Origin of the sequence: Pseudomonas sp. 2,4-D (genome assembly GCF_030418155.1) — a bacterium.
GTDB lineage: Bacteria > Pseudomonadota > Gammaproteobacteria > Pseudomonadales > Pseudomonadaceae > Aquipseudomonas > Aquipseudomonas alloputida.
In genome coordinates, this window is the sequence record NZ_JAUHUI010000041.1 from 1 (window position 1) to 22031 (window position 22031).

General features: G+C 62.5%; 18 protein-coding genes and 1 pseudogene. 8 read left to right on the plus strand and 11 right to left on the minus strand.

The genetic code is table 11. The annotated features are described in order from the left end of the window. The 9 genes and pseudogenes from QYE47_RS22390 to rpsB form a co-directional block, all read right to left on the minus strand. Window positions 1–191, minus strand: a pseudogene (locus QYE47_RS22390) (outer membrane assembly protein); the annotation flags it as partial. A gap of 73 nt (window positions 192–264) precedes the next feature. Beyond that, on the minus strand, window positions 265–1617 hold the full coding sequence (rseP, locus tag QYE47_RS22395) for an RIP metalloprotease RseP (RefSeq protein WP_070384503.1): 1353 nt from the start codon (window positions 1615–1617) through the stop codon (window positions 265–267). A gap of 71 nt (window positions 1618–1688) precedes the next feature. Next, complete coding sequence (gene ispC, locus QYE47_RS22400; protein ID WP_049587431.1) at window positions 1689–2879, minus strand: 1-deoxy-D-xylulose-5-phosphate reductoisomerase; 1191 nt, start codon at window positions 2877–2879, stop codon at window positions 1689–1691. Continuing rightward, window positions 2876–3691, minus strand: coding sequence for a phosphatidate cytidylyltransferase (locus tag QYE47_RS22405; RefSeq protein ID WP_070384292.1), 816 nt, complete (start codon window positions 3689–3691; stop codon window positions 2876–2878). The genes ispC and QYE47_RS22405 overlap by 4 nt, the downstream gene beginning before the upstream one ends. Beyond that, entirely contained in the window at window positions 3691–4446 is a 756-nt protein-coding gene (uppS, locus tag QYE47_RS22410; protein ID WP_010952675.1) for a polyprenyl diphosphate synthase, read from the minus strand. Before uppS ends, QYE47_RS22405 begins: the two co-directional genes overlap by 1 nt. Before the next feature lie 15 nt (window positions 4447–4461). Further along, window positions 4462–5019 carry a ribosome recycling factor gene (frr, locus tag QYE47_RS22415; RefSeq protein ID WP_003252296.1) on the minus strand — a complete coding sequence of 186 codons (558 nt, stop codon included), beginning with the start codon at window positions 5017–5019 and terminating at the stop codon, window positions 4462–4464. Then, entirely contained in the window at window positions 5016–5759 is a 744-nt protein-coding gene (gene pyrH, locus QYE47_RS22420) for a UMP kinase (protein WP_003252294.1), read from the minus strand. The genes frr and pyrH overlap by 4 nt, the downstream gene beginning before the upstream one ends. A gap of 181 nt (window positions 5760–5940) precedes the next feature. Beyond that, window positions 5941–6804, minus strand: coding sequence for a translation elongation factor Ts (tsf, locus tag QYE47_RS22425; protein ID WP_003252290.1), 864 nt, complete (start codon window positions 6802–6804; stop codon window positions 5941–5943). A 185-nt stretch (window positions 6805–6989) separates the two neighbouring features. Continuing rightward, entirely contained in the window at window positions 6990–7727 is a 738-nt protein-coding gene (gene rpsB, locus QYE47_RS22430) for a 30S ribosomal protein S2 (RefSeq protein WP_003252287.1), read from the minus strand. 346 nt (window positions 7728–8073) lie between these two features. On the opposite strand from rpsB, the gene map reads away from it, so the two are divergent. From map to dapC, 3 genes are read left to right on the plus strand one after another with little or no spacing between them, the layout of a single operon-like run. After that, a complete protein-coding gene (gene map / locus QYE47_RS22435; protein WP_003252286.1) occupies window positions 8074–8856 on the plus strand; it encodes a type I methionyl aminopeptidase in 783 nt (260 codons plus the stop codon). 40 nt (window positions 8857–8896) lie between these two features. Continuing rightward, on the plus strand, window positions 8897–11599 hold the full coding sequence (locus QYE47_RS22440; RefSeq protein WP_010952673.1) for a [protein-PII] uridylyltransferase: 2703 nt from the start codon (window positions 8897–8899) through the stop codon (window positions 11597–11599). Window positions 11600–11629: 30 nt separating this feature from the next. Continuing rightward, complete coding sequence (gene dapC, locus QYE47_RS22445; protein WP_010952672.1) at window positions 11630–12826, plus strand: succinyldiaminopimelate transaminase; 1197 nt, start codon at window positions 11630–11632, stop codon at window positions 12824–12826. A gap of 105 nt (window positions 12827–12931) precedes the next feature. Here dapC and QYE47_RS22450 read toward each other — a convergent pair whose 3' ends face one another. Next, window positions 12932–14578 (minus strand): Na+/H+ antiporter, encoded by a 1647-nt coding sequence (locus QYE47_RS22450; protein WP_070384293.1) that lies wholly within the window; start codon window positions 14576–14578, stop codon window positions 12932–12934. Window positions 14579–15188: 610 nt separating this feature from the next. Between QYE47_RS22450 and QYE47_RS22455 the strand changes: the two genes are divergently transcribed. From QYE47_RS22455 to QYE47_RS22470, 4 genes are all read left to right on the plus strand, one after another. Further along, on the plus strand, window positions 15189–15536 hold the full coding sequence (locus QYE47_RS22455) for an ArsC family reductase (protein WP_003252272.1): 348 nt from the start codon (window positions 15189–15191) through the stop codon (window positions 15534–15536). Between the two features lie 31 nt (window positions 15537–15567). Continuing rightward, the gene (gene dapD / locus QYE47_RS22460) at window positions 15568–16602 is read left to right on the plus strand and encodes a 2,3,4,5-tetrahydropyridine-2,6-dicarboxylate N-succinyltransferase (protein ID WP_019437665.1); all 1035 of its coding nucleotides are present in this window, start codon (window positions 15568–15570) and stop codon (window positions 16600–16602) included. An 81-nt stretch (window positions 16603–16683) separates the two neighbouring features. Further along, entirely contained in the window at window positions 16684–17889 is a 1206-nt protein-coding gene (locus tag QYE47_RS22465) for a cysteine desulfurase (protein ID WP_070384294.1), read from the plus strand. After that, on the plus strand, window positions 17886–18296 hold the full coding sequence (locus tag QYE47_RS22470; protein WP_014592145.1) for a SufE family protein: 411 nt from the start codon (window positions 17886–17888) through the stop codon (window positions 18294–18296). Before QYE47_RS22465 ends, QYE47_RS22470 begins: the two co-directional genes overlap by 4 nt. Before the next feature lie 111 nt (window positions 18297–18407). Here QYE47_RS22470 and tcdA read toward each other — a convergent pair whose 3' ends face one another. Further along, window positions 18408–19217 (minus strand): tRNA cyclic N6-threonylcarbamoyladenosine(37) synthase TcdA, encoded by an 810-nt coding sequence (gene tcdA / locus QYE47_RS22475; RefSeq protein ID WP_003252264.1) that lies wholly within the window; start codon window positions 19215–19217, stop codon window positions 18408–18410. A 119-nt stretch (window positions 19218–19336) separates the two neighbouring features. Between tcdA and QYE47_RS22480 the strand changes: the two genes are divergently transcribed. After that, the gene (locus tag QYE47_RS22480) at window positions 19337–21928 is read left to right on the plus strand and encodes a glycosyltransferase (RefSeq protein ID WP_014592147.1); all 2592 of its coding nucleotides are present in this window, start codon (window positions 19337–19339) and stop codon (window positions 21926–21928) included. Window positions 21929–22031: the final 103 nt, after the last annotated feature.

The window sequence follows — 22031 nt, forward strand, 5'->3', positions numbered from 1 at the left end:
GAACGAGTCGAGTCCACCAGGCGGCGGTCGTCGGCCTGGTCGCCAACGTTCAGCGGCAAGGCACCGAACACACTGCCAGCGGAAACCCGCTGCAGGCCGTTGACGCGAATATCGGAGATGGTGAAGGACTCGGCGTGAACTTCAGCGATCATCAGTGCGGACATGACCGCAGTTAGCAGCAGACGTTTCATGAAGTCCTTTTATTCCAACTGGCAATAAACAACCTGCCGTCACAGAACGGCAGGTTCGCAATTGAGCGAAGCTTTATAGTCGACCCAGATCGTTGATCAGGGCGAGCAACATCACCCCTATGACCAAACTGATACCGATCTGAACCCCCCAACCTTGCACCCGATCCGACAGCGGACGACCGCGCGCCCACTCGACCAGGTAAAACAGCAAATGCCCCCCGTCCAGTACTGGAATGGGCAGCAGGTTAAGAACCCCCAGGCTTATGCTCAGGTAGGCCAGGAAATTCAGGAAATCCCCCACGCCGGACTGGGCTGAAGCGCCCGCCACTTTAGCAATGGTTATCGGTCCACTCAAGTTTTTTACCGAGAGCTCCCCGAACAGCATTTTCTTCAGCGATTCAAGGGTCAGGACGCTCATGTTCCAGGTACGCGACAAGCTCTCACCCACCGCATCCAGCGGGCCGTAGCTGATTTCGCGGAGCATGTTGGCAGGCCATTCGCCACCTTTGACGCCCGCGCCAAGATAGCCACCGACTGCCTTGCCCTCTCCCTTGCGGGCCAAGGTCACCGGCAGCTCCAGGGCAGCGCCATCGCGCTCCACTCGCACCACGACCTTGGCATCCGGGCGGGCGCGTACGCGGTCGACAACCTGCTGCCATTCGGTCACTGCCACATCATCCAGAGCCAGCAGCTTGTCACCGGTTTTCAGGCCCGCAGCGGCAGCCGGCCCCTTCGGATCGATCTCGGCCAGCACAGGTGTGATCGCCGGTCGCCAAGGACGCAGCCCCAGGGATTGAATCGGGTCCGGCTCGTCGGCGCCCTTGAGCCAATTGTCCAGCTTGACCTGCAACTGACGCTCGGCGCTGGCGCCCTCATCGCGGACGCCAATCTGCAAGGTACCGCTCTCGCCCAGACGACGAACCAGCTGCAAATTGACCGCCGACCAACCGTTGGTCGGCTTGCCATCTACAGAAACGATTTCCTGACCTGCGGTCAGCCCTGCAGATGCTGCCAGGCTGCCATTGTCGACCGCGCCGATAACCGGGCGGATTTGCTGGGTACCCAGCATCGCCAGCACCCAGAAAAACAGGATAGCCAGCAGAAAATTGGCGATCGGGCCTGCCGCGACAATCGCAATACGCTGGCGCACCGACTTGCGGTTGAACGACTGCCCGGCCAGCGCCGGCGGCACATCGCCTTCGCGCTCGTCGAGCATCTTGACGTAGCCACCCAGAGGAATGGCCGCAACAACGAACTCGGTGCCGTGGCGATCATGCCACCGCAGCAGCGGCGTGCCGAAACCCACTGAGAAACGCAGCACCTTGACGCCGCAGCGGCGCGCCACCCAGAAGTGACCGAATTCGTGGAAAGTGACCAACACACCCAACGCCACGAGGGTGCCGATAATCATGTAGAGCGCTGTCATGTCCATCTCCGAATGATGTTCAGCGGGCCGGCATCCTGCCCAGCCCCCTCACGAACCTTGGCGGGGCTGCATCAGCGGCCGTGACGCCTCAGCCACTCACGGGAAAGCTCCCGGGCACGCTGATCGGCGGCAAACACCGCATCCAGCGACGGCAGCGGCACGACCGGTTCCTGGTCGAGTACCTGTTCGATCATACCCGCGATCTCCGGAAAGCGGATGCGCCGTTCAAGAAATGCCTGGACCGCGACTTCGTTGGCCGCATTGAGCACGGCAGGCGCGCTATTGCCAGCCTCGGCAGCCTGCCGCGCAAGGCGCAGGCAAGGGAAGCGTTGTTCGTCGGGCGCCTGGAAATCCAGACGGGCGATGGCGAACAGATCCAGAGGGGCAACCCCGGAATCGATCCGTTCCGGCCAAGCCAACGCGTTGGCGATCGGCGTACGCATGTCCGGGTTGCCCAACTGCGCGAGTACCGAACCGTCCACGTAGTCGACCAGCGAGTGGATTACGCTCTGTGGGTGCACCACCACCTCAACCTTGGACGGCACGGCATCGAACAACCAGCAGGCTTCGATCAACTCGAGGCCTTTGTTCATCATGCTGGCCGAATCCACGGAGATCTTGCGCCCCATGGACCAGTTGGGGTGCGCACAGGCTTGCTCCGGGGTCACGTCCAGCAGCGCCTCGACCGGCGTTTCGCGGAACGGCCCGCCGGACGCGGTAAGCAGGATCCGGCGCACACCGACGGCACTCAGGCCACGGGCATAGTCGCCTGGCATGCACTGGAAGATAGCGTTGTGTTCACTGTCGATCGGCAGCAGCACCGCACCCTTTTGCCGCACCGCCTCCATGAACAGCGCGCCCGACATCACAAGTGCTTCCTTGTTGGCCAGCAACACCTTCTTGCCTGCCTCGACTGCCGCCAGCGTGGGGCGCAGGCCGGCAGCACCGACAATGGCTGCCATCACTGCATCCACTTCAGCGGCCGACGCTACTTGGCAAAGCCCGGCCTCACCTTCCAGCACCTCGGTGGTGCAACCGGCCGCAGCCAGACTCGCACGCAACCTCACCGCCGCCTCAGTGCTCGGCACCACAGCAAATGCCGGACGATGACGCACGCATAGCGCCAACAGCTCGTCGATGCGCGAATAGCCTGTGAGGGCGAACGCTTGATAACGGTCAGGATGACGCGCAATCACATCCAGCGTGCTAAGGCCAATGGAACCGGTGGCCCCGAGTACGGTAATACGCTGCGGGCGACTCACATCACACCCCATTCGGCAGCCCACAACAGCACGGCGAAAATCGGGATTGCCGCAGTCAGGCTGTCAATGCGATCGAGCACACCCCCATGCCCGGGCAGCAGATTGCTGCTGTCCTTGATACCTGAGCGACGCTTGAACATGCTCTCGGTCAGGTCACCGACCACCGAGGACATCACCAGCAACGCAGCGCCCAACAGGCCCAGCAGGATCTGACCAAAGCCCCAGTCGCGGCTGATGCCGACACCAAGGGTAATCAACAGGCTGACCGCCAGGCCACCGTACACGCCTTCCCAGCTCTTGCCCGGGCTGACCTGAGGAGCCAGCTTGCGCTTGCCGAATGCCCGGCCAGAGAAGTACGCACCGATGTCGGCGGCCCACACCAGCACCATGACGGACAGGATCAGCCAATTGCCCAGGGGCCAGTGCTTGAGCAGCACCAACCCTTGCCAGGCCGGTAGCAACACCAGCAGGCCGATCAACAACCGACAGGCAGCACTGGCCCACAGTTCGCCGCTGCGCGGGTAGGTAAGCACCAGCCAAGTGGCCAGCCCCCACCAGATCACGGCAGCGCCCAGCACCCAGGGTGCCAGCTCCGGAAGGATGTACAGCAGCATCAGCGCCCCCGCGACCACCGCTGCATAGGCAATGCGCAGGGGCTGGGCCATCAGCCCGGCAAGGCGCGCCCACTCCCAGGCACCGAGGGTCACTACGAAGCCGATGAACAGGGCGAAATCCCCGCCATTGAGCAGGAAGAAACCACCCAGCGCGACCGGCAGCAGGATCAGCGCAGTAATGATGCGTTGTTTAAGCATTAAGCACGAGCTCCAGCCTCGACCTGCTCGCTGGTCTTACCGAAGCGGCGCTGGCGCGAAGCGAAATCGGCCAGGGCATTGCGCATGGCCTCGTGTTTGAAGTCCGGCCAGTAGAGGTCGGAGAAGTACAACTCGGCATAGGCCAGCTGCCACAACAGGAAATTGCTGATGCGGTGCTCGCCACCGGTGCGAATGCACAGGTCCGGTAATGGCAGGTCGCCGGTTGCCAGGCAGGTCTGCAGCAGACCCGGGGTGATGTCTTCCGGGCGCAGGTGCCCGGCTTGCACTTCCCGCGCCAGCCGCTGGGCAGCCTGGGCGATGTCCCACTGACCACCGTAGTTGGCTGCTATCTGCAGAATGAAACGGTTGTTGCCAGCGGTCACTGCCTCGGCCTCGCGCATGGCGGCCTGCAGCTCAGGATGGAAACGCGAACGGTCGCCGATGATGCGCAGGCTGATATTGTTCTCGTCAAGGCGCTTGGCCTCACGGCGCAGCGCCGAGAAGAACAACTCCATCAACGCACCGACCTCTTCGGCAGGGCGCTGCCAGTTCTCGCTGGAGAAGGCAAACAGGGTCAGTACCTCGACCCCGGACTTGGCACAGACTTCGATGACCGCGCGAACGGCATCCACACCCGCCTTGTGCCCGGCCACGCCGGGCAGCAGGCGTTTTTTCGCCCAGCGGTTGTTGCCATCCATGATGATCGCGACATGACGCGGCACCGAGGACGGCGCCGCTGGCTTGGTCTTTTCCATTAAAAAACCCCGGCCTTAGACGGCCATCAGGTCCTTTTCCTTGGCTTTGAAGGCAGCATCCACTTCGGCGACGAACTTGTCGGTCAGCTTCTGGATCTCGTCCGCGGCGCGACGCTCTTCGTCTTCGCTGATTTCCTTGTCCTTGGTCAGCTTTTTCAGGTCAGCCAGGGCGTCGCGGCGCACGTTGCGCACGGCCACCTTGGCATCCTCGGCAACACCGCTGGCCTGCTTGGTGTAGCCCTTGCGGGTTTCCTCGGTCAGGGCCGGCATCGGCACACGGATGGTGGTACCGGCGCTGGACGGGTTAAGGCCCAGATCGGAGGTGAGGATGGCCTTTTCGATGGCAGCGCTGAGGTTCTTGTCGTGAGCGACAATCTTCAGGGTGCGGGCATCTTCGACGGTGATCGCGGCGACCTGGTTCAGCGGCATTTCGCTACCCCAGGCGGTAACCTTGACGCTGTCCAGGATGCTTGGGTGAGCGCGACCGGTGCGGATTGCAGCCAGGTTGCGGGACAGGGCTTCGATGGACTTGCCCATGCGCTCCTGCGCGTCTTTCTTGATGTCGTTGATCATGCTTGGCCTTCCTCGATCAGTGTGCCTTCAGCGCCACCCACCACGATGTTCAGCAGGGCGCCAGGCTTGTTCATGTTGAATACCCGCAATGGCATCTTGTGGTCACGGCACAGGCAGATTGCGGTCAGGTCCATCACACCCAGCTTGCGATCCAGAACCTCATCGTAGGTCAGGTGATCGAATTTCTCGGCATGCGGGTCCTTGAATGGATCGGCAGTGTACACACCATCGACCTTGGTCGCCTTCAGCACCACGTCAGCATCGATTTCGATGGCGCGCAGGCAGGCCGCGGAGTCGGTGGTGAAGAACGGGTTGCCGGTACCGGCGGAGAAAATTACCACATCCCCGGAGTTGAGGTGACGAATAGCTTTACGGCGATCGTAATGATCGGTGACACCCACCATGGAAATGGCCGACATGACCAGGGCCGGGATGTTCGAGCGCTCCAGCGCATCGCGCATGGCCAGGCCGTTCATCACGGTAGCCAGCATCCCCATGTGGTCACCCGTGACGCGGTCCATGCCGGCAGCGCTGAGCGCGGCGCCGCGGAACAGGTTGCCACCACCGATCACCAGGCCGACCTGGACGCCGATCCCTACCAACTGGCCAACTTCAAGCGCCATGCGATCCAGCACTTTCGGGTCGATCCCGAAGTCTTCCGAGCCCATCAGGGCCTCGCCGCTAAGTTTGAGCAAAATGCGTTTATAGCGAGGTTGGCGACCACTCACCTGCTGAGCCATTGCGAGTCTCTCCTGCGGCGTACTTTTAGAAAATTCGTGCGGGCTGCTTGCAGCCTGCTAACTGTAGCGTGGCACCGCTTCGGTGCCAGCGAAGAGGGAGTCGTATAAACCCCTCCCCGTTTTGACAAAGAGGCTGCGCGCGTGAGCGGGCAGCCTCTTTGGGGCGACAGACGGGGCTGTCTTACTGCTTGGCAGCAGCGACCTGAGCGGCAACTTCAGCAGCGAAGTCGTCGACTGGCTTCTCGATGCCTTCGCCTACTTTGAAGTAGGTGAAGGAAACGATTTCAGCACCGGCTTTCTTGGCCAGCTCGCCAACCTTGACTTCCGGGTTCATGACGAAGGCTTGCTCTTTCAGCGAGGCTTCGGCTTTGAACTTGGTGATACGACCGTTGATCATGTTCTCAACGATGTTTTCCGGCTTGCCGGCGATCTTGTCGGCGTTCAGCTGCAGGAAGACATTCTTCTCGCGCTCGATGGCCTCGGCGGAGATTTCCGACGAATCCAGGAACTCAGGGTTCGAAGCTGCAACGTGCATGGCGATGTTCTTCGCCAGCTCCACGTCACCGCCTTTCAGAACGACGACAGCGCCGATCTTGTTGCCGTGCAGGTAGGCACCGACAACGTCACCCTCAACGCGCACCAGGCGACGGATGTTGACGTTCTCGCCGCACTTGGCAACCAGGGCTTCACGAGCAGCTTCACGCGAGGCGATCAGCGGAGCGGCGTCGGTCAGCTTCTGGGCAAAGGCTTCTTCGAGGCTTTCGGCCACGAAGTTCTTGAAGTCGTCTTGCAGGGCCAGGAAGTCGGTCTGCGAGTTCACTTCCAGCAGGACGGCGGATGTACCGTCGGTCTTGACGGCGATAGCGCCTTCAGCAGCGACGTTGCCAGCCTTCTTGGCGGCCTTGATGGCGCCCGAGGCACGCATGTCGTCAATGGCTTTCTCGATGTCGCCGCCGGCCTTTTCCAGGGCCTTTTTGCAATCCATCATGCCTTCGCCGGTACGCTCGCGCAGTTCTTTTACCAGCGCTGCAGTAATTGCTGCCATTTCAAAATCCTCTTGGAAAGTTTTTCAACCATTCCACCCGTCAATCACGGGCGTTCAATTCTGCAAATCCGCTGTTTTCATTTCAGCAGGCCCATGATGCGGGGCCGATGCTGACAGCAGGATTTCAAGGTGGCAAAAAGGGGGCAAAGCCCCCTTTTTGCGTGCCAAGTAGACGCTAGCGCCTATTACTCAGCAGCAGGTGCAGCCGCTTCTTCAGCGTAAACTTCGGTGCCGCCGGCAACGTTGTTGCGGCCGCGGATGACTGCGTCAGCCATCGAAGTCATGTACAGCTCGATAGCGCGAATGGCGTCATCGTTACCTGGGATGATGTAGTCAACACCTTCCGGGCTGCTGTTGGTATCGACAACGCCGATAACCGGGATACCCAGTTTGTTGGCTTCGGTGATCGCGATGCGCTCGTGATCAACGTCGATGACGAACAGAGCGTCTGGCAGACCGCCCATGTCCTTGATGCCACCCAGGCTGCGATCCAGTTTTTCCAGGTCGCGGGAGCGCATCAGGGCTTCTTTCTTGGTCAGCTTGGCGAAAGTGCCGTCTTCGGCCTGGGTTTCCAGGTCGCGCAGACGCTTGATCGAAGCGCGGATGGTCTTGTAGTTGGTCAGCATGCCGCCCAACCAACGGTGGTCAACGTACGGCGAACCGCAACGAGCTGCTTGCTCGGCGACGATCTTGCCGGCGGAACGCTTGGTGCCGACGAACAGGATCTTGTTCTTGCCCTGGGCCAGGCGTTCTACGAACGACAGAGCGTCGTTGAACATTGGCAGGGTTTTTTCCAGGTTGACGATGTGGATCTTGTTACGCGCGCCGAAAATGTACTTGCCCATTTTCGGGTTCCAGTAACGGGTCTGGTGGCCGAAGTGCACACCGGCCTTCAGCATATCGCGCATGTTGACTTGGGACATGATAGTTCCTTGATAAGTCGGGTTGGGCCTCCACGTATCCCAATGACCAACCCGCGAATTCTGCAACTCGGGGCACCCAGGTCATCGTGTCGACACGTGTGTGGGTTAAGTGCTGACGGGGTCGTCCCCGAAAGCGGCGCATTTTATACCACAGACCGCGAGCGAACGGAACCCGGATACTGTTGCGTCTGTCAGCACTTTTTGCAGCACCCCGGCTTTCGCGCCAGAATGCCAGCTGTAGACAACAGCATGGCCGCCTTTATCCCGACCGATCGGCGCCCTGCTCTGCTAGAATCCGGCCTTTCCCGTTTGTTCGCGCCGTGCACGGCGCCGTAGAGAGCCTGTAATGACCGTCACCATCAAGACCGCAGAAGACATCGAGAAGATGCGCATCGCTGGCCGCCTGGCCGCCGAAGTGCTGGAAATGATCGAAGAACACGTCAAGCCCGGTGTCACCACCGAAGAGCTCGACCGCCTGTGCCACGATTATATCGTCAACGTTCAGCAGGCCATCCCGGCACCGCTCAACTACAAGGGCTACCCGAAGTCGATCTGCACCTCGATCAACCATGTGGTCTGCCACGGCATCCCCAACGACAAGCCGCTCAAGGACGGTGACACGCTCAATATCGACGTCACCGTGATCAAGGACGGCTACCACGGCGATACCAGCCGCATGTTCCACGTCGGTAACGTGCCGGTCTGGGCCGAGCGCCTGTCCAAGGTCACCCAGGAATGCATGTACAAGGCCATCGAGCTGGTCAAGCCGGGCTGCCGCCTGGGCGACATCGGTGAAGTGATCCAGAAGCACGCGGAAAAGAACGGTTTCTCGGTGGTACGCGAGTTCTGCGGTCATGGCATCGGCAAGGTGTTCCACGAAGAGCCGCAGATCCTCCACTATGGCCGCGCTGGCACGGGCATGGAGCTGAAGGAAGGCATGACCTTCACCATCGAGCCGATGATCAACCAGGGCAAGGCCGACACCAAGGTGCTGGGCGACGGCTGGACCGCCATCACCAAGGACCGCAAGCTCTCGGCCCAGTGGGAACACACTTTGGTGGTGACCGCGACTGGCTACGAGATCTTCACCCTGCGCAAGGACGACACCATCCCGCGCACTTCGGCCTGACCACACCCCGACAGGCCACCCACGACAGGAACGTGACGCGATGCCCCAGGTGGACCCCGAGCTGTTCGACCGTGGCCAGTTCCAGGCGGAACTGGCCCTCAAGGCGAGCCCCATCGCCGCCTTCAAGAAAGCCATCCGCCTGGCCGGCGAGGTGCTCGACAAACGTTTTCGCGCCGGCAGCGACATCCGCCCGCTGATCGAGGCCCGCGCCTGGCTCGTCGACAATATCCTGCAACAGGCGTGGAACCAGTTCGACTGGGGCGACCAGAGCGGCATTGCCCTGGTTGCGGTGGGCGGCTACGGGCGCGGTGAACTGCACCCGCACTCGGACATCGACCTGCTGATTCTGCTGGGCGCTGCCGAGCACGAGCAGTACCGCGACGCCATCGAGCGCTTTCTGACCTTGCTGTGGGACATTGGCCTGGAAGTCGGCCAGAGCGTGCGCACCGTCGACGAGTGCGCCGAACAGGCCCGCGCCGACCTGACGGTGATCACCAACCTGATGGAAAGCCGCACCATCGCCGGCCCCGAGGCCTTGCGCCAGCGCATGCTGGAAGTCACCAGCACCGCGCACATGTGGCCGAGCAAGGAGTTCTTCCTGGCCAAGCGCGCCGAACTCAAGGCCCGCCACCACAAGTACAACGACACCGAGTACAACCTCGAACCCAACGTCAAGGGTTCGCCAGGTGGCCTGCGTGACATCCAGACGGTCCTGTGGGTGGCCCGCCGCCAGTACGGGACGCTCAACCTGCACGCACTGGCCGGCGAAGGCTTCTTGCTGGAAAGCGAGAATGAACTGCTGGCTTCATCCCAGGACTTCCTCTGGAAAGTCCGTTATGCCCTGCACATGCTGGCCGGTCGCGCCGAAGACCGCCTGCTGTTCGACCACCAGCGCAGCATCGCCACGCTGCTGGGCTACAGCGATGAAAACCCCAAGCGGGCGATCGAACAGTTCATGCAGCAGTACTACCGGGTGGTGATGAGCATCAGCCAGCTGTGCGACCTGATCATCCAGCACTTCGAAGAGGTTATCCTCGCCGATGAGGAAAGTGGCAGCACCCAGCCGCTGAATGCGCGGTTCCGCCTGCATGACGGCTATATCGAGGCCACTCACCCGAACGTGTTCAAACGCACGCCATTCGCCATGCTGGAAATCTTCGTGCTGATGGCCCAACACCCCGAGATCAAGGGCGTGCGTGCCGATACCGTGCGCCTGCTGCGCGAACACCGCCACCTGATCGACGACACGTTCCGCACCGATATCCGCAATACCAGCCTGTTCATCGAGCTGTTCAAGTGCGAAATCGGCATCCACCGCAACCTGCGCCGGATGAACCGCTACGGCATTCTCGGCCGTTACCTGCCAGAGTTCGGCCTGATCGTCGGGCAGATGCAGCATGACCTGTTCCATATCTATACGGTCGACGCGCATACCCTCAACCTCATCAAGCACCTGCGCAAGCTGCAATACACGCCGGTGTCCGAGAAATTCCCGCTGGCCAGCAAGCTCATGGGGCGCCTGCCCAAACCCGAGCTGATCTACCTGGCCGGGCTGTACCACGACATCGGCAAGGGCCGCCAGGGCGACCACTCGGAAATCGGTGCAGTGGACGCGCAGAAGTTCTGCGAACGGCACCAGTTGCCGGCCTGGGACAGCCGCCTGATCGTCTGGCTGGTGCAGAACCACCTGGTGATGTCGACCACCGCTCAACGCAAGGACTTGTCCGACCCGCAGGTGATCAACGACTTTGCCCTGCACGTGGGCGACGAGACGCGCCTTGACTACCTGTACGTACTGACCGTGGCCGACATCAACGCCACCAACCCGAGCCTGTGGAACTCGTGGCGGGCCAGCCTGCTACGCCAGCTGTACACCGAAACCAAGCGCGCCCTGCGCCGGGGCCTGGAAAACCCGCTGGACCGCGAAGAGCAGATTCGCCAGACCCAGTCGTCAGCACTGGATATCCTGGTGCGTGAGGGCACCGACCCGGACGATGTCGAGCAGCTATGGGCGCAACTGGGCGATGACTATTTCCTCAAGCACACCGCCGCCGACGTGGCTTGGCACACGGATGCGATCCTGCAGCAACCGGCCGATGGCGGGCCGCTGGTGCTGATCAAGGAAACCACCCAGCGCGAGTTCGAAGGCGGCACGCAGATCTTCATCTATGCCCCCGACCAGCACGATTTCTTCGCCGTGACGGTGGCGGCCATGTCGCAGTTGAACCTGAACATCCACGACGCACGGATCATCACGTCGAGCAGCCAGTTCACCCTCGACACCTATATTGTGCTGGACAACGACGGTGGCTCGATCGGCGACAACCCGCAGCGGGTCAAGCAGATTCGCGATGGCCTGACCGAAGCCCTGCGCAACCCCGAGGACTACCCGACCATCATCCAGCGCCGCGTACCGCGCCAGCTCAAGCACTTCGACTTCCCGCCGCAAGTGACCATCCTCAACGATGCCCAGCGGCCGGTGACCATCCTCGAAATCACCGCGCCAGACCGCCCGGGCCTGCTGGCCCGGCTGGGGCGGATCTTCCTGGAGTTCGACCTGTCACTGCAAAACGCCAAGATCGCCACCCTCGGCGAGCGGGTAGAAGACGTGTTCTTCATTACCGATGCCGACAACCAGCCGCTGTCAGACCCGCAGCTGTGCAGCCGCCTGCAGGAAGCCATCGTGCAGCAACTGCAGGCCGGTCAAGGTAGTGACACCAGCCAGACCCGCGTGACCTTTTAACGATTAGACGATTGACGAGACCTTGCGCCGATGAACCATGCCTTGACCCAGCTTCAGCCCTATCCGTTCGAAAAGCTTCGCGCCCTGCTGGGCAGCGTGAAGCCTGCGGCGGACAAACGCGCCATCGCCCTGTCGATCGGTGAGCCGAAGCACGAATCGCCGGCGTTCGTCGCCCAGGCCATGGCCGACAACCTCGACAAGCTGGCGGTTTACCCCAGCACCCTTGGTTTGCCAGCCCTGCGCCAGGCCATCGGCCAGTGGTGCGAACGACGCTTTGGCGTGCCCGCCGGCTGGCTGGACGCCGACCGCCACATTCTCCCGGTCAACGGCACCCGTGAAGCGCTGTTCGCCTTCACCCAGGCCGTGGTCAACCGCGCCGATGACGGCCTGGTGATCAGCCCCAACCCGTTCTACCAGATCTACGAAGGCGCAGCGCTGCTGGCCGGTGCCACCCCGCACTACCTGCCGTGCCTGGAAAACAACGGTTTCAACCCAGACTTCGACGCCGTACCGGCCGAGGTGTGGAAGCGTTGCCAGATCCTGTTCCTGTGCTCGCCGGGCAACCCTACCGGTGCGCTGGTGCCGATGAACACCCTGAAGAAGCTGATTGCCCTGGCTGACGAACACGACTTCGTGATCGCCGCCGACGAGTGCTACAGCGAGCTGTACTTCGACGAGGATGCGCCACCGCCAGGCCTGCTGTCGGCATGCGCCGAGCTTGGTCGTAGCGATTTTGCGCGCTGCGTGGTGTTCCACAGCCTGTCCAAGCGTTCCAACCTGCCAGGGCTGCGCTCGGGCTTCGTCGCGGGCGATGCCCAGATCATCAAGCCGTTTCTGCTGTACCGCACCTACCACGGCTGCGCGATGCCAGTGCAAACCCAGCTGGCCAGCATCGCCGCCTGGCAGGACGAGGCGCATGTGCGCGAGAACCGCGACCAATACCGGGCCAAGTACGATGCCGTGCTGGATATTCTGCAGCCGGTACTGGACGTGCAGCGCCCGGACGGCAGTTTCTACCTGTGGGCCAAGGTACCGGGCGACGATGCCGAGTTCACCCGCGACCTGTTCGAAGCCCAGCATGTGACCGTGGTTCCGGGGTCGTACCTGTCGCGTGAAGTGGATGGGGTGAACCCGGGTGCCGGGCGCGTGCGCATGGCACTGGTTGCACCGCTGGCCGAATGCATCGAAGCGGCGGAGCGGATTCGCGCCTTCCTGCAAAACCGCTGATCAACCCCTTCGCGGGCACGCCCGCTCCCACAGGTACTGCGCTGGTTTCAAGCGCAGCGCAGTACCCGTGGGAGCGGGCGTGCCCGCGAAGGGCCTTGATAGGGTCTACTTGACCTGCCCCAGGTTCGCCTCACTCATATCCAGCTCACCCAGTACTTGCCGCACCACCTCATCCCCCACCAGGTGCTGGCGATGCAGGTTGTACAACTCCAACCGCTGCGCCCTCAGGGCACGCAAACGTAAACGCCGCTCCAACAAGTCCATCTGTGCGGCCAGGGCCTTGGCTTCGGCACTGTCGTTGTAACTGTCCAGCTCATCCCGGTATTCAGCCATCAAGCGCGCCTTCAGCTCGGTCGCCAAGGTTGCCTGCGCAGCGTCCTGCGGGGCGTTGCTGTCGATCACCTCTTCTGCCTCCAAGGCATGAATCGCCGCCTCGGCTGTGCGCCGCCAGGCTTCCTGCACCTCTTGGTGCAAGCGCTCGTCAGGGCTCTTGGTCACCCCTCGCAGTAACAGCGGCAGCGCGATGCAGGCACTGATCAACGACAGCAGTATTACCCCCGCAGCAATGAAGATAAGCAGGTCACGCTCCGGGAAAGCTGTACCAGCCCCTATCAGCAACGGGATCGACATGACACCCGCCAGGGTGACCGCGCCGCGCACACCACCCAAGGTCAGCAACCAGCAGGAACGCGCCGTAGGCATCAGCACCAATGCCGGCTTGCCGCGCCAGCGACGTACCACACCGATTGAGCGCCAGATACTCTGGACCCAGATGAACCGCAACAGAATCAGTGCGGCAAAGATCGCCACCACGTCCAGGCAGCGGTAGGCCAATGTCGGCCAGAGGGTCGCTTCGTGGCTGACCACAGCCTTGATGATGTCTGGCAACTGCAAGCCCAACAACAGGAAGATCAGGCCATTGAAGGCAAACTCCAGCAACGACCAGACACTGCGGTTGAGCAGGCGGGTACTGGTCTGACGCGGCAGCAGGTCGAGCCAGCTCTGCATCATGCCGGCCGCCACCGCCGAGAGAATACCCGAAACGCCCAGGCGCTCGGCCAGCACGTAGGCTGCGAACGGCAGCAGCAACATGAACACCACGTGGGTAGCCGGATCGTCCCAGCCCCGGGTGATCATCCACATGCGCAGGCGACCGATCAACCAGCTCAGTACCACGCCCACCGCAAGGCCGCCCAGTGCGACCAACACGAAGCTGAAGCTGGCGTCAGCCAACGAAAACACCCCGGAGATCGCCGCCGCCAAGGCGAACTTGAAGGTTACCAGGCCCGACGCGTCGTTCATCAGCGCCTCGCCCTGCAGCATGTGCATCAGGGGAGTGGGCAGGCGGTCCTGGGCAATGGCCGAAACGGCCACGGCGTCGGTCGGCGAAAGCACTGCGGCCAGGGCGAAGGCAACCGGCAACGGGATGCTCGGCAGCAACCAGTGGATGAAATAACCGGCACCGACCACGGTGAACAACACCAGCCCCACGGCCAGCGCCACTACCGGGCCACGAATGCGCCATAACTCACGCTTGGGGATGCGCCAGCCGTCGGCGAACAGCAGCGGAGGCAGAAACAGGAACAGGAACAATTCGGGGTCAAGGGCTACATGCAGGCCCAGCGTCGGCCACGCCAGCAAGGCACCGGCGGCAATCTGTACCAGCGGCAATGGCAGCGGGATCACACGGCCGACCAGCTTCGACAGGCTGACCAGCGTCAGCAGGATGAGAACGGTGTAGGCGGACTGCATCCGGGAAAGCTTCCTTTGTGAACCAGAAACGACAACGGGGCGAAACATCGCCATTGAAACAATATGTTAGCGGCGATCGGCAAGCTGGGGCCGCTGCACGATAGTCGCAGGTGGAGGTTGAATATGTAACATGATGATACTTAGGTTTGATGGTAGGGCCTGCCTTGAGTCTTGTAGCGCCTTTGAGATCGAGCGCCGCCAGGTTCCCGGCTTAAGACATACAGCGCCTGCGAGATCGAGCGCCGCCCGCGCGGCGCTTCGCGGGTAAACCCGCTCCTACGTTTGTTTCGGGCCAGTATCGCCTGTGCCAGACCCGCGCGACCGCCTTGTTTGTACGACGCGATATCGAGGCGTGCGCCAAGGCGTTCGCGCGCAAATGCCACAGGCATAACTGGCCAGAAACAAACGTAGGAGCGGGTTTACCCGCGAAGCGCCGCGCGGGCGGCGCTCGATCTCAAAGGCGCTACAAGACTCAAGGCAGACCTAACCACGCCCCACCAAACCCCAAGACTCGCACACCCGTGGCGCTCCCAGTCTCGTTCCCGCATAATCCCGCGACTGACATCGAAAAACGGAGAGATTGGGGCGACTTGTAACCCCAATGTACACAATGACCTACACGCTCTACGGCATCAAAGCCTGTGACACCATGAAAAAGGCGCGTACCTGGCTCGAAGACAAAGCCATCGCCTACGAATTCCACGATTACAAAACCCAAGGCATCGACCGCGACAGCCTGAACCGCTGGTGCGACGAACACGGCTGGGAAGTCATCCTCAACCGTGCCGGCACCACCTTCCGCAAGCTGGACGACGCCAGCAAGGCAGACCTCGACCAGGCCAAGGCCGTCGAGCTGATGCTGGCCCAGCCGTCGATGATCAAACGCCCGGTGCTCGACCTTGGCGCGCGTACCCTGGTTGGCTTCAAGCCCGACCTGTACGCCGCTGCCCTGGCCTGAGCCCCTACCCTATTTCGCACGAGGTAATCACATGTCCAATACCCTGTTCAGCCTGGCCTTCGGTGTCGGCTCCCAGAACCGCCAGGGCGCCTGGCTGGAAGTGTTCTACGCACAACCACTGCTCAACCCGAGCGCCGAACTGGTTGCTGCAGTAGCCCCTGTTCTCGGTTACGAAGGTGGTAACCAGGCCATCGCCTTCAGCAACGCCCAGGCCGCGCAACTGGCCGAAGCCGTGAAAGGCGTGGACGCCGCGCAAGCCGCACTGCTGACCCGCCTGGCAGAGAGCCACAAGCCGCTGGTCGCCACCCTGCTGGCCGAAGACGCTGCCCTGAGCTCGACCCCAGAGGCCTACCTCAAGCTGCACCTGCTGTCGCACCGCCTGGTCAAGCCGCATGGCGTAAGCCTGGCCGGCATCTTCCCGCTGCTGCCGAACGTGGCCTGGACCAACCAGGGCGCAGTCGACCTGGGCGAGCTGGCCGAACTGCAACTGGAAGCACGCCTGAAGGGCGAGCTGCTGGAAGTGTTCTCGGTGGACAAGTTCCCGAAAATGACCGACTACGTGGTTCCGGCCGGCGTGCGTATCGCCGACACCGCCCGTGTGCGCCTGGGCGCCTACATTGGCGAAGGCACCACCATCATGCACGAAGGCTTCGTCAACTTTAACGCGGGTACCGAAGGCCCGGGCATGATCGAAGGCCGCGTTTCCGCGGGCGTATTCGTCGGCAAGGGCTCGGACCTGGGCGGCGGCTGCTCGACCATGGGCACCCTGTCCGGTGGCGGCAACATCGTCATCAAAGTAGGCGAAGGCTGCCTGATCGGCGCCAACGCCGGTATCGGTATTCCGCTGGGCGACCGCAACACTGTCGAAGCCGGCCTGTACATCACCGCGGGCACCAAGGTGAACCTGCTGGACGAGAACAACGAACTGGTCAAAGTGGTCAAGGCCCGCGACCTGGCCGGCCAGACCGACCTGCTGTTCCGCCGCAACTCGCTGAACGGCGCGGTAGAGTGCAAGACCCACAAGTCGGCCATCGAGCTGAACGAAGCGCTGCACGCTCACAACTGAGAACCCTGCCGGGTTTGAGGTGTTAAGATCGGGTCTGGCGCCAATGCACCAGACCCGATTTTCATTCCAGGCCTCGCAAACATGTTCCAGCCCTCTCCCTGGCGTGCCGACTTCCCCGCCATCGCCGCCCTGCAACGGCAGCACCAGACTTATCTGGACAGCGCCGCCACCACCCAGAAGCCGCAAGCCTTGCTCGATGCCCTGAGCCATTACTACGGCCATGGCGCAGCCAACGTGCACCGTGCCCAGCATTTGCCAGGTGCGCTGGCGACCCAGGCCTTCGAAACCAGCCGCGACAAAGTCGCCGCCTGGCTCAATGCCGCAGACTCGCGGCAGATCGTGTTCACCCCCGGCGCCACCTCGGCACTGAACCTGCTGGCCTATGGCCTGGAGCACCGCCTCGAAGCCGGTGACGAAATTGCCATCAGTGCCCTGGAGCACCATGCCAACCTGCTGCCCTGGCAACAGCTGGCGTACCGGCGCAACCTGCGCCTGGTGGTGCTGCCACTGGACGCCCATGGTCGTATCGACCAGGACCAGGCACTGCAACTGATCGGCCCGCGCACCCGAGTACTCGCCATCAGCCAGCTGTCCAACGTGCTGGGTACCTGGCAACCGCTGCCTGCGCTGCTGGCCCATGCCCGCGCCCAGGGCGCGCTGACGGTGGTCGATGGTGCCCAGGGTGTGGTGCATGGTCGCCAGGACATGCAGCAACTGGGCTGCGACTTCTATGTGTTTTCCAGCCACAAGCTGTACGGCCCGGACGGCGTCGGCGTGCTCTATGGCCGCGCCCAGGCCCTGGCGCTGTTGCGCCACTGGCAGTTCGGTGGCGAGATGGTGCAGCTGGCCGAGTACCACAGCGCCAGCTTCCGTCCCGCGCCCCTGGGCTTCGAAGCGGGTACGCCACCGATTGCCGGGGTGATCGGCCTGGGTGCGACACTGGACTATCTGGCCAGCCTCGATGCCCATGCGGTCGCAGCGCATGAAGCCAGCCTGCACCAGCACCTGCTGCGTGGCCTGGGCGACCGCGAGGGCGTGCGGGTGTTGGGCACACCGCAGGCGGCCCTGGCCAGTTTCGTCATCGAGGGCGTGCACAACGCCGATATCGCTCACCTGCTGACTGAACAGGGCATTGCCGTGCGTGCGGGTCACCACTGCGCCATGCCACTGCTGAAGGGGCTGGGGCTGGAAGGCGCGATACGGGTATCGCTGGGTTTGTACAACGACAGCGATGACTTGCAGCGTTTCTTCGACGCGCTGGACCAAGGCCTGGAGCTGTTGCGATGAGCCTGCCGGAACAGGCGCACCAAGCGCTGGAAGCTTTTCAACAGGGCAAAGGCTGGGAACAGCGTGCGCGGCTGCTGATGCAGTGGGGTGACCGCCTGGAGCCGCTGGCAGACGCCGAAAAGACCGAGGCCAACCGGGTGCATGGCTGCGAGAGCCTGGTGTGGCTGGTGGCCGAGCAGATCGAGGGCGTGTGGCGGTTCAAGGCCAGCAGCGATGCCCGCTTGTTGCGTGGGCTGCTGGCGCTGTTGCTGGTGCGGGTGCAGGGACTGGCCAGTGAGGAGCTGGCCGGGATTGATCTGCGCGAGTGGTTTACCCAGCTCGGGCTGGAACGCCAACTGTCACCGTCGCGCAGCAATGGGCTGCATGCGGTGTTGCAGCGGATGGCGGAGTTGGCGTCCAGCCGCTGAATCGGCGCCGGTTTCTTCGCGGGCCTGCCCGCTTCCACAGGTACGGCATCATGCTTGAGAGAGATGCAGTACCTGTGGAAGCGGTCGGGCCCGTGAAGACGCCCACGCGGTCTATTCAGGCTTTACCCGTTCCGACGGCCGGCGCGCTCCAGCCACCAGTTTTTCTATCGCCTTGCTCGCCGCTACCATGCCAAAGGTCGCGGTCACCATCATCACTGCACCAAAGCCACCCGAGCAGTCCAGCCGCACGCCCTCACCGACAAAGCTTTTCTGCAGGCAAACGCTGCCATCCCCCTTGGGGTAACGCAGCTGCTCACTGGAGAATACGCACGGCACGCCATAGTTGCGGCTGACATTACGCGAGAAGTTGTAGTCGCGGCGCAGGGTGGAACGCACCCGTGAAGCCAATGGGTCGTTGAAGGTCTTGTTCAGGTCGGCGATCTGGATCTGCGTCGGGTCGATCTGCCCGCCCGCGCCACCGGTAGTGACAATGGCAATCTTGCGCCGCCGACACCAGGCGATCAACGCCGCCTTGGCCATGACGCTGTCGATGCAGTCGATCACGCAATCGAGATGCTCGGTGATGTACTCGGCCATGGTCTCGCGGGTGACGAAGTCGGCCACCGCATGCACCGTACACCCTGGGTTGATCGCCCGCAGGCGCTCGGCCATGACCTCGACCTTGGGCCGCCCCACCTGCCCTTCCAGCGCATGGGCCTGGCGGTTGGTGTTACTGACGCAGACATCGTCCAGGTCGAACAGGGTGATCTCGCCCACGCCGCTGCGTGCCAGTGCTTCGGCCACCCACGAGCCCACCCCGCCAATACCGACCACAGCCACATGGGCCTGGCCCAGACGTTGCAGCCCCTGGTCGCCATACAGCCGGGCAACGCCGGCAAAGCGTGGATCTTCTGTGCTCATGTTCATACCCCAAAAAACCGGCGCGCATTATATGCCAGTGGACCCTTGGCCTGCATCGTTAGGAAAGAGACTGCCAACCCTGCTTTAATGTCCTATCACTTCCACATGAATGGACGACGATGTCTTCACGTAAATTCGGCCTGAACCTGGTAGTGGTGCTGGCCATCGCCGCACTGTTCACCGGGTTCTGGGCACTGATCAACCGCCCGGTCTCCGCCCCCGCCTGGCCAGAACAGATCTCTGGCTTTTCGTATTCGCCGTTCCGCCTGGGCGAAAGCCCACAGAAGGGTCAGTACCCCACTGACGACGAAATGCGCCAGGATCTGGAGCAACTGAGCAAGCTGACCGACAGCATCCGTATCTATACCGTGGAAGGTACCCAGGCCGACGTCCCGCGCCTGGCCGAGGAGTTCGGCCTGCGGGTGACGCTGGGGATATGGATCAGCCCGGACCTGGAGCGCAACGAGCGCGAAATCGCCACGGCCATCCAGCTGGCCAACACGTCGCGCAGCGTGGTGCGGGTGGTGGTCGGCAACGAGGCGCTGTTCCGTGAAGAAGTCACACCGGAAAACCTGATCAAATACCTGGACCGCGTACGCGCAGCCGTGAAGGTGCCCGTGACCACCAGTGAACAATGGCACATCTGGAAGGAACATCCTGAGCTGGCCAGGCACGTCGACCTGATTGCCGCGCACATCCTGCCCTACTGGGAGTTCGTGCCGATGAAGGATTCGGTCGAGTTCGTCCTCGACCGCGCCCGTGAACTGAAGCATCAGTTCCCGCGCAAACCCCTGCTGCTGTCGGAAGTCGGCTGGCCGAGCAACGGCCGCATGCGCGGCGGTGCCGATGCCACACAGGCCGACCAGGCCATCTACTTGCGCACCCTGGTCAACACCCTCAACCGCCGTGGCTACAACTACTTTGTCATTGAAGCCTATGACCAACCCTGGAAGGCCAGCGACGAAGGTTCGGTAGGCGCCTACTGGGGCGTCTACAACGCCGAGCGGCAGCAGAAGTTCAACTTCGACGGCCCCGTGGTGGCGATCCCGCAGTGGCGGGCCCTGGCAGTGGCGTCGGTGGTGCTGGCAGTGATCGCCCTGATGGTGCTGTTCATCGATGGCTCGGCCTTGCGCCAGCGTGGCCGTACCTTCCTGACGTTCATCACCTTCCTGTGCGGGTCGGTGCTGGTGTGGATCGCCTATGACTACAGCCAGCAATACAGCACCTGGTTCAGCCTGACCGTGGGCGTGCTGCTGGCCCTCGGCGCGCTGGGCGTGTTCATCGTGCTGCTCACCGAGGCCCACGAACTGGCCGAGGCGGTCTGGATACGAAAGCGCCGACGCGAATTCCTGCCCGTGCAGGCCGACAGTGCCTACCGGCCCAAGGTGTCGGTGCATGTGCCGTGCTACAACGAGCCACCTGAGATGGTGAAACAGACCCTGGACGCCCTGGCCGCCCTGGACTACCCCGACTACGAAGTGCTGGTGATCGACAACAACACCAAGGACCCGGCCGTGTGGGAGCCGCTCAAGGCCCACTGCGAAAAGCTTGGCGAGCGCTTCAAGTTCTTCCACGTCGCGCCTCTGGCCGGCTTCAAGGGTGGCGCTCTGAATTACCTGATCCCGCACACGGCCAAGGACGCCGAAGTGATCGCGGTAATCGACTCGGACTACTGCGTCGACCGCAACTGGCTCAAGCACATGGTGCCGCACTTCGCCGACCCGAAAATTGCCGTGGTGCAGTCACCGCAGGATTACCGCGACCAGCACGAAAGCGCCTTCAAGAAGCTGTGCTACAGCGAATACAAGGGCTTCTTCCACATCGGTATGGTCACCCGCAACGACCGTGACGCGATCATCCAGCACGGCACCATGACCATGACCCGGCGCAGTGTGCTGGAAGAACTGGGCTGGGCCGAGTGGTGCATCTGCGAGGACGCCGAACTGGGCCTGCGCGTGTTCGAGAAGGGCCTGTCCGCCGCCTACGCCCACAACAGCTACGGCAAAGGCCTGATGCCCGACACCTTCATTGACTTCAAGAAGCAACGCTTCCGCTGGGCCTACGGCGCCATCCAGATCATCAAGCACCACGCCGGCGCGCTGCTGCGCGGCAAAGGCAGCCAGCTGACCCGTGGCCAGCGCTACCACTTCCTGGCCGGCTGGCTACCGTGGATCGCCGATGGCATGAACATCTTCTTCACCATCGGCGCGCTGCTGTGGTCGGCGGCGATGATCATCGTGCCGCATCGGGTCGATCCGCCCCTGATGATCTTCGCCATCCCGCCGCTGGCGCTGTTCTTCTTCAAGGTCGGCAAGATCATCTTCCTATACCGCCGAGCGGTGGGGGTGAACCTCAAGGATGCCTTCGCAGCTGCGCTGGCCGGGCTGGCGCTGTCGCACACCATCGCCAAGGCGGTACTGTATGGTTTCTTCACCAGCAGCATGCCGTTCTTCCGAACGCCGAAGAACGCTGACAGCCATGGGTTGCTGGTGGCGATTTCCGAAGCCCGTGAAGAGCTGTTCATCATGTTGATGCTGTGGGGCGCGGCGCTGGGCATCTACCTGGTGCAGGGGCTGCCGAGTTCGGACATGCGCTTCTGGGTGGCGATGTTGCTGGTGCAGTCGTTGCCTTATGTGGCTGCGCTGGTGATGGCGTTCCTGTCGTCGCTGCCCAAGCCCGCAGAAAAGGCTGCCGAAGCGCAGCAGGCTTGAAGCTGCCTGGGCTGACCTGTGCAGCCCATTCGCGGGCACGCTCGCGAATGGGCCGTGCTGCCCGAAACCATTTGATATAAGATAACGCCCCTCAGATTTCCCC

Excerpts from the sequence above, each read along its gene's own strand:
- map (WP_003252286.1), top strand. The coding sequence starts at position 8,074 with ATGACCGTCACCATCAAGACCGCAGAAGACATCGAGAAGATGCGCATC.
- QYE47_RS22450 (WP_070384293.1), bottom strand. The coding sequence starts at position 14,578 with ATGCAGTCCGCCTACACCGTTCTCATCCTGCTGACGCTGGTCAGCCTG.
- QYE47_RS22405 (WP_070384292.1), bottom strand. The coding sequence starts at position 3,691 with ATGCTTAAACAACGCATCATTACTGCGCTGATCCTGCTGCCGGTCGCG.
- frr (WP_003252296.1), bottom strand. The coding sequence starts at position 5,019 with ATGATCAACGACATCAAGAAAGACGCGCAGGAGCGCATGGGCAAGTCC.
- tsf (WP_003252290.1), bottom strand. The coding sequence starts at position 6,804 with ATGGCAGCAATTACTGCAGCGCTGGTAAAAGAACTGCGCGAGCGTACC.
- rpsB (WP_003252287.1), bottom strand. The coding sequence starts at position 7,727 with ATGTCCCAAGTCAACATGCGCGATATGCTGAAGGCCGGTGTGCACTTC.
- rseP (WP_070384503.1), bottom strand. The coding sequence starts at position 1,617 with ATGACAGCGCTCTACATGATTATCGGCACCCTCGTGGCGTTGGGTGTG.
- uppS (WP_010952675.1), bottom strand. The coding sequence starts at position 4,446 with ATGGAAAAGACCAAGCCAGCGGCGCCGTCCTCGGTGCCGCGTCATGTC.
- QYE47_RS22465 (WP_070384294.1), top strand. The coding sequence starts at position 16,684 with ATGTTCCAGCCCTCTCCCTGGCGTGCCGACTTCCCCGCCATCGCCGCC.
- pyrH (WP_003252294.1), bottom strand. The coding sequence starts at position 5,759 with ATGGCTCAGCAGGTGAGTGGTCGCCAACCTCGCTATAAACGCATTTTG.
- QYE47_RS22470 (WP_014592145.1), top strand. The coding sequence starts at position 17,886 with ATGAGCCTGCCGGAACAGGCGCACCAAGCGCTGGAAGCTTTTCAACAG.
- QYE47_RS22440 (WP_010952673.1), top strand. The coding sequence starts at position 8,897 with ATGCCCCAGGTGGACCCCGAGCTGTTCGACCGTGGCCAGTTCCAGGCG.
- QYE47_RS22455 (WP_003252272.1), top strand. The coding sequence starts at position 15,189 with ATGACCTACACGCTCTACGGCATCAAAGCCTGTGACACCATGAAAAAG.
- QYE47_RS22480 (WP_014592147.1), top strand. The coding sequence starts at position 19,337 with ATGTCTTCACGTAAATTCGGCCTGAACCTGGTAGTGGTGCTGGCCATC.
- tcdA (WP_003252264.1), bottom strand. The coding sequence starts at position 19,217 with ATGAGCACAGAAGATCCACGCTTTGCCGGCGTTGCCCGGCTGTATGGC.
- dapD (WP_019437665.1), top strand. The coding sequence starts at position 15,568 with ATGTCCAATACCCTGTTCAGCCTGGCCTTCGGTGTCGGCTCCCAGAAC.
- dapC (WP_010952672.1), top strand. The coding sequence starts at position 11,630 with ATGAACCATGCCTTGACCCAGCTTCAGCCCTATCCGTTCGAAAAGCTT.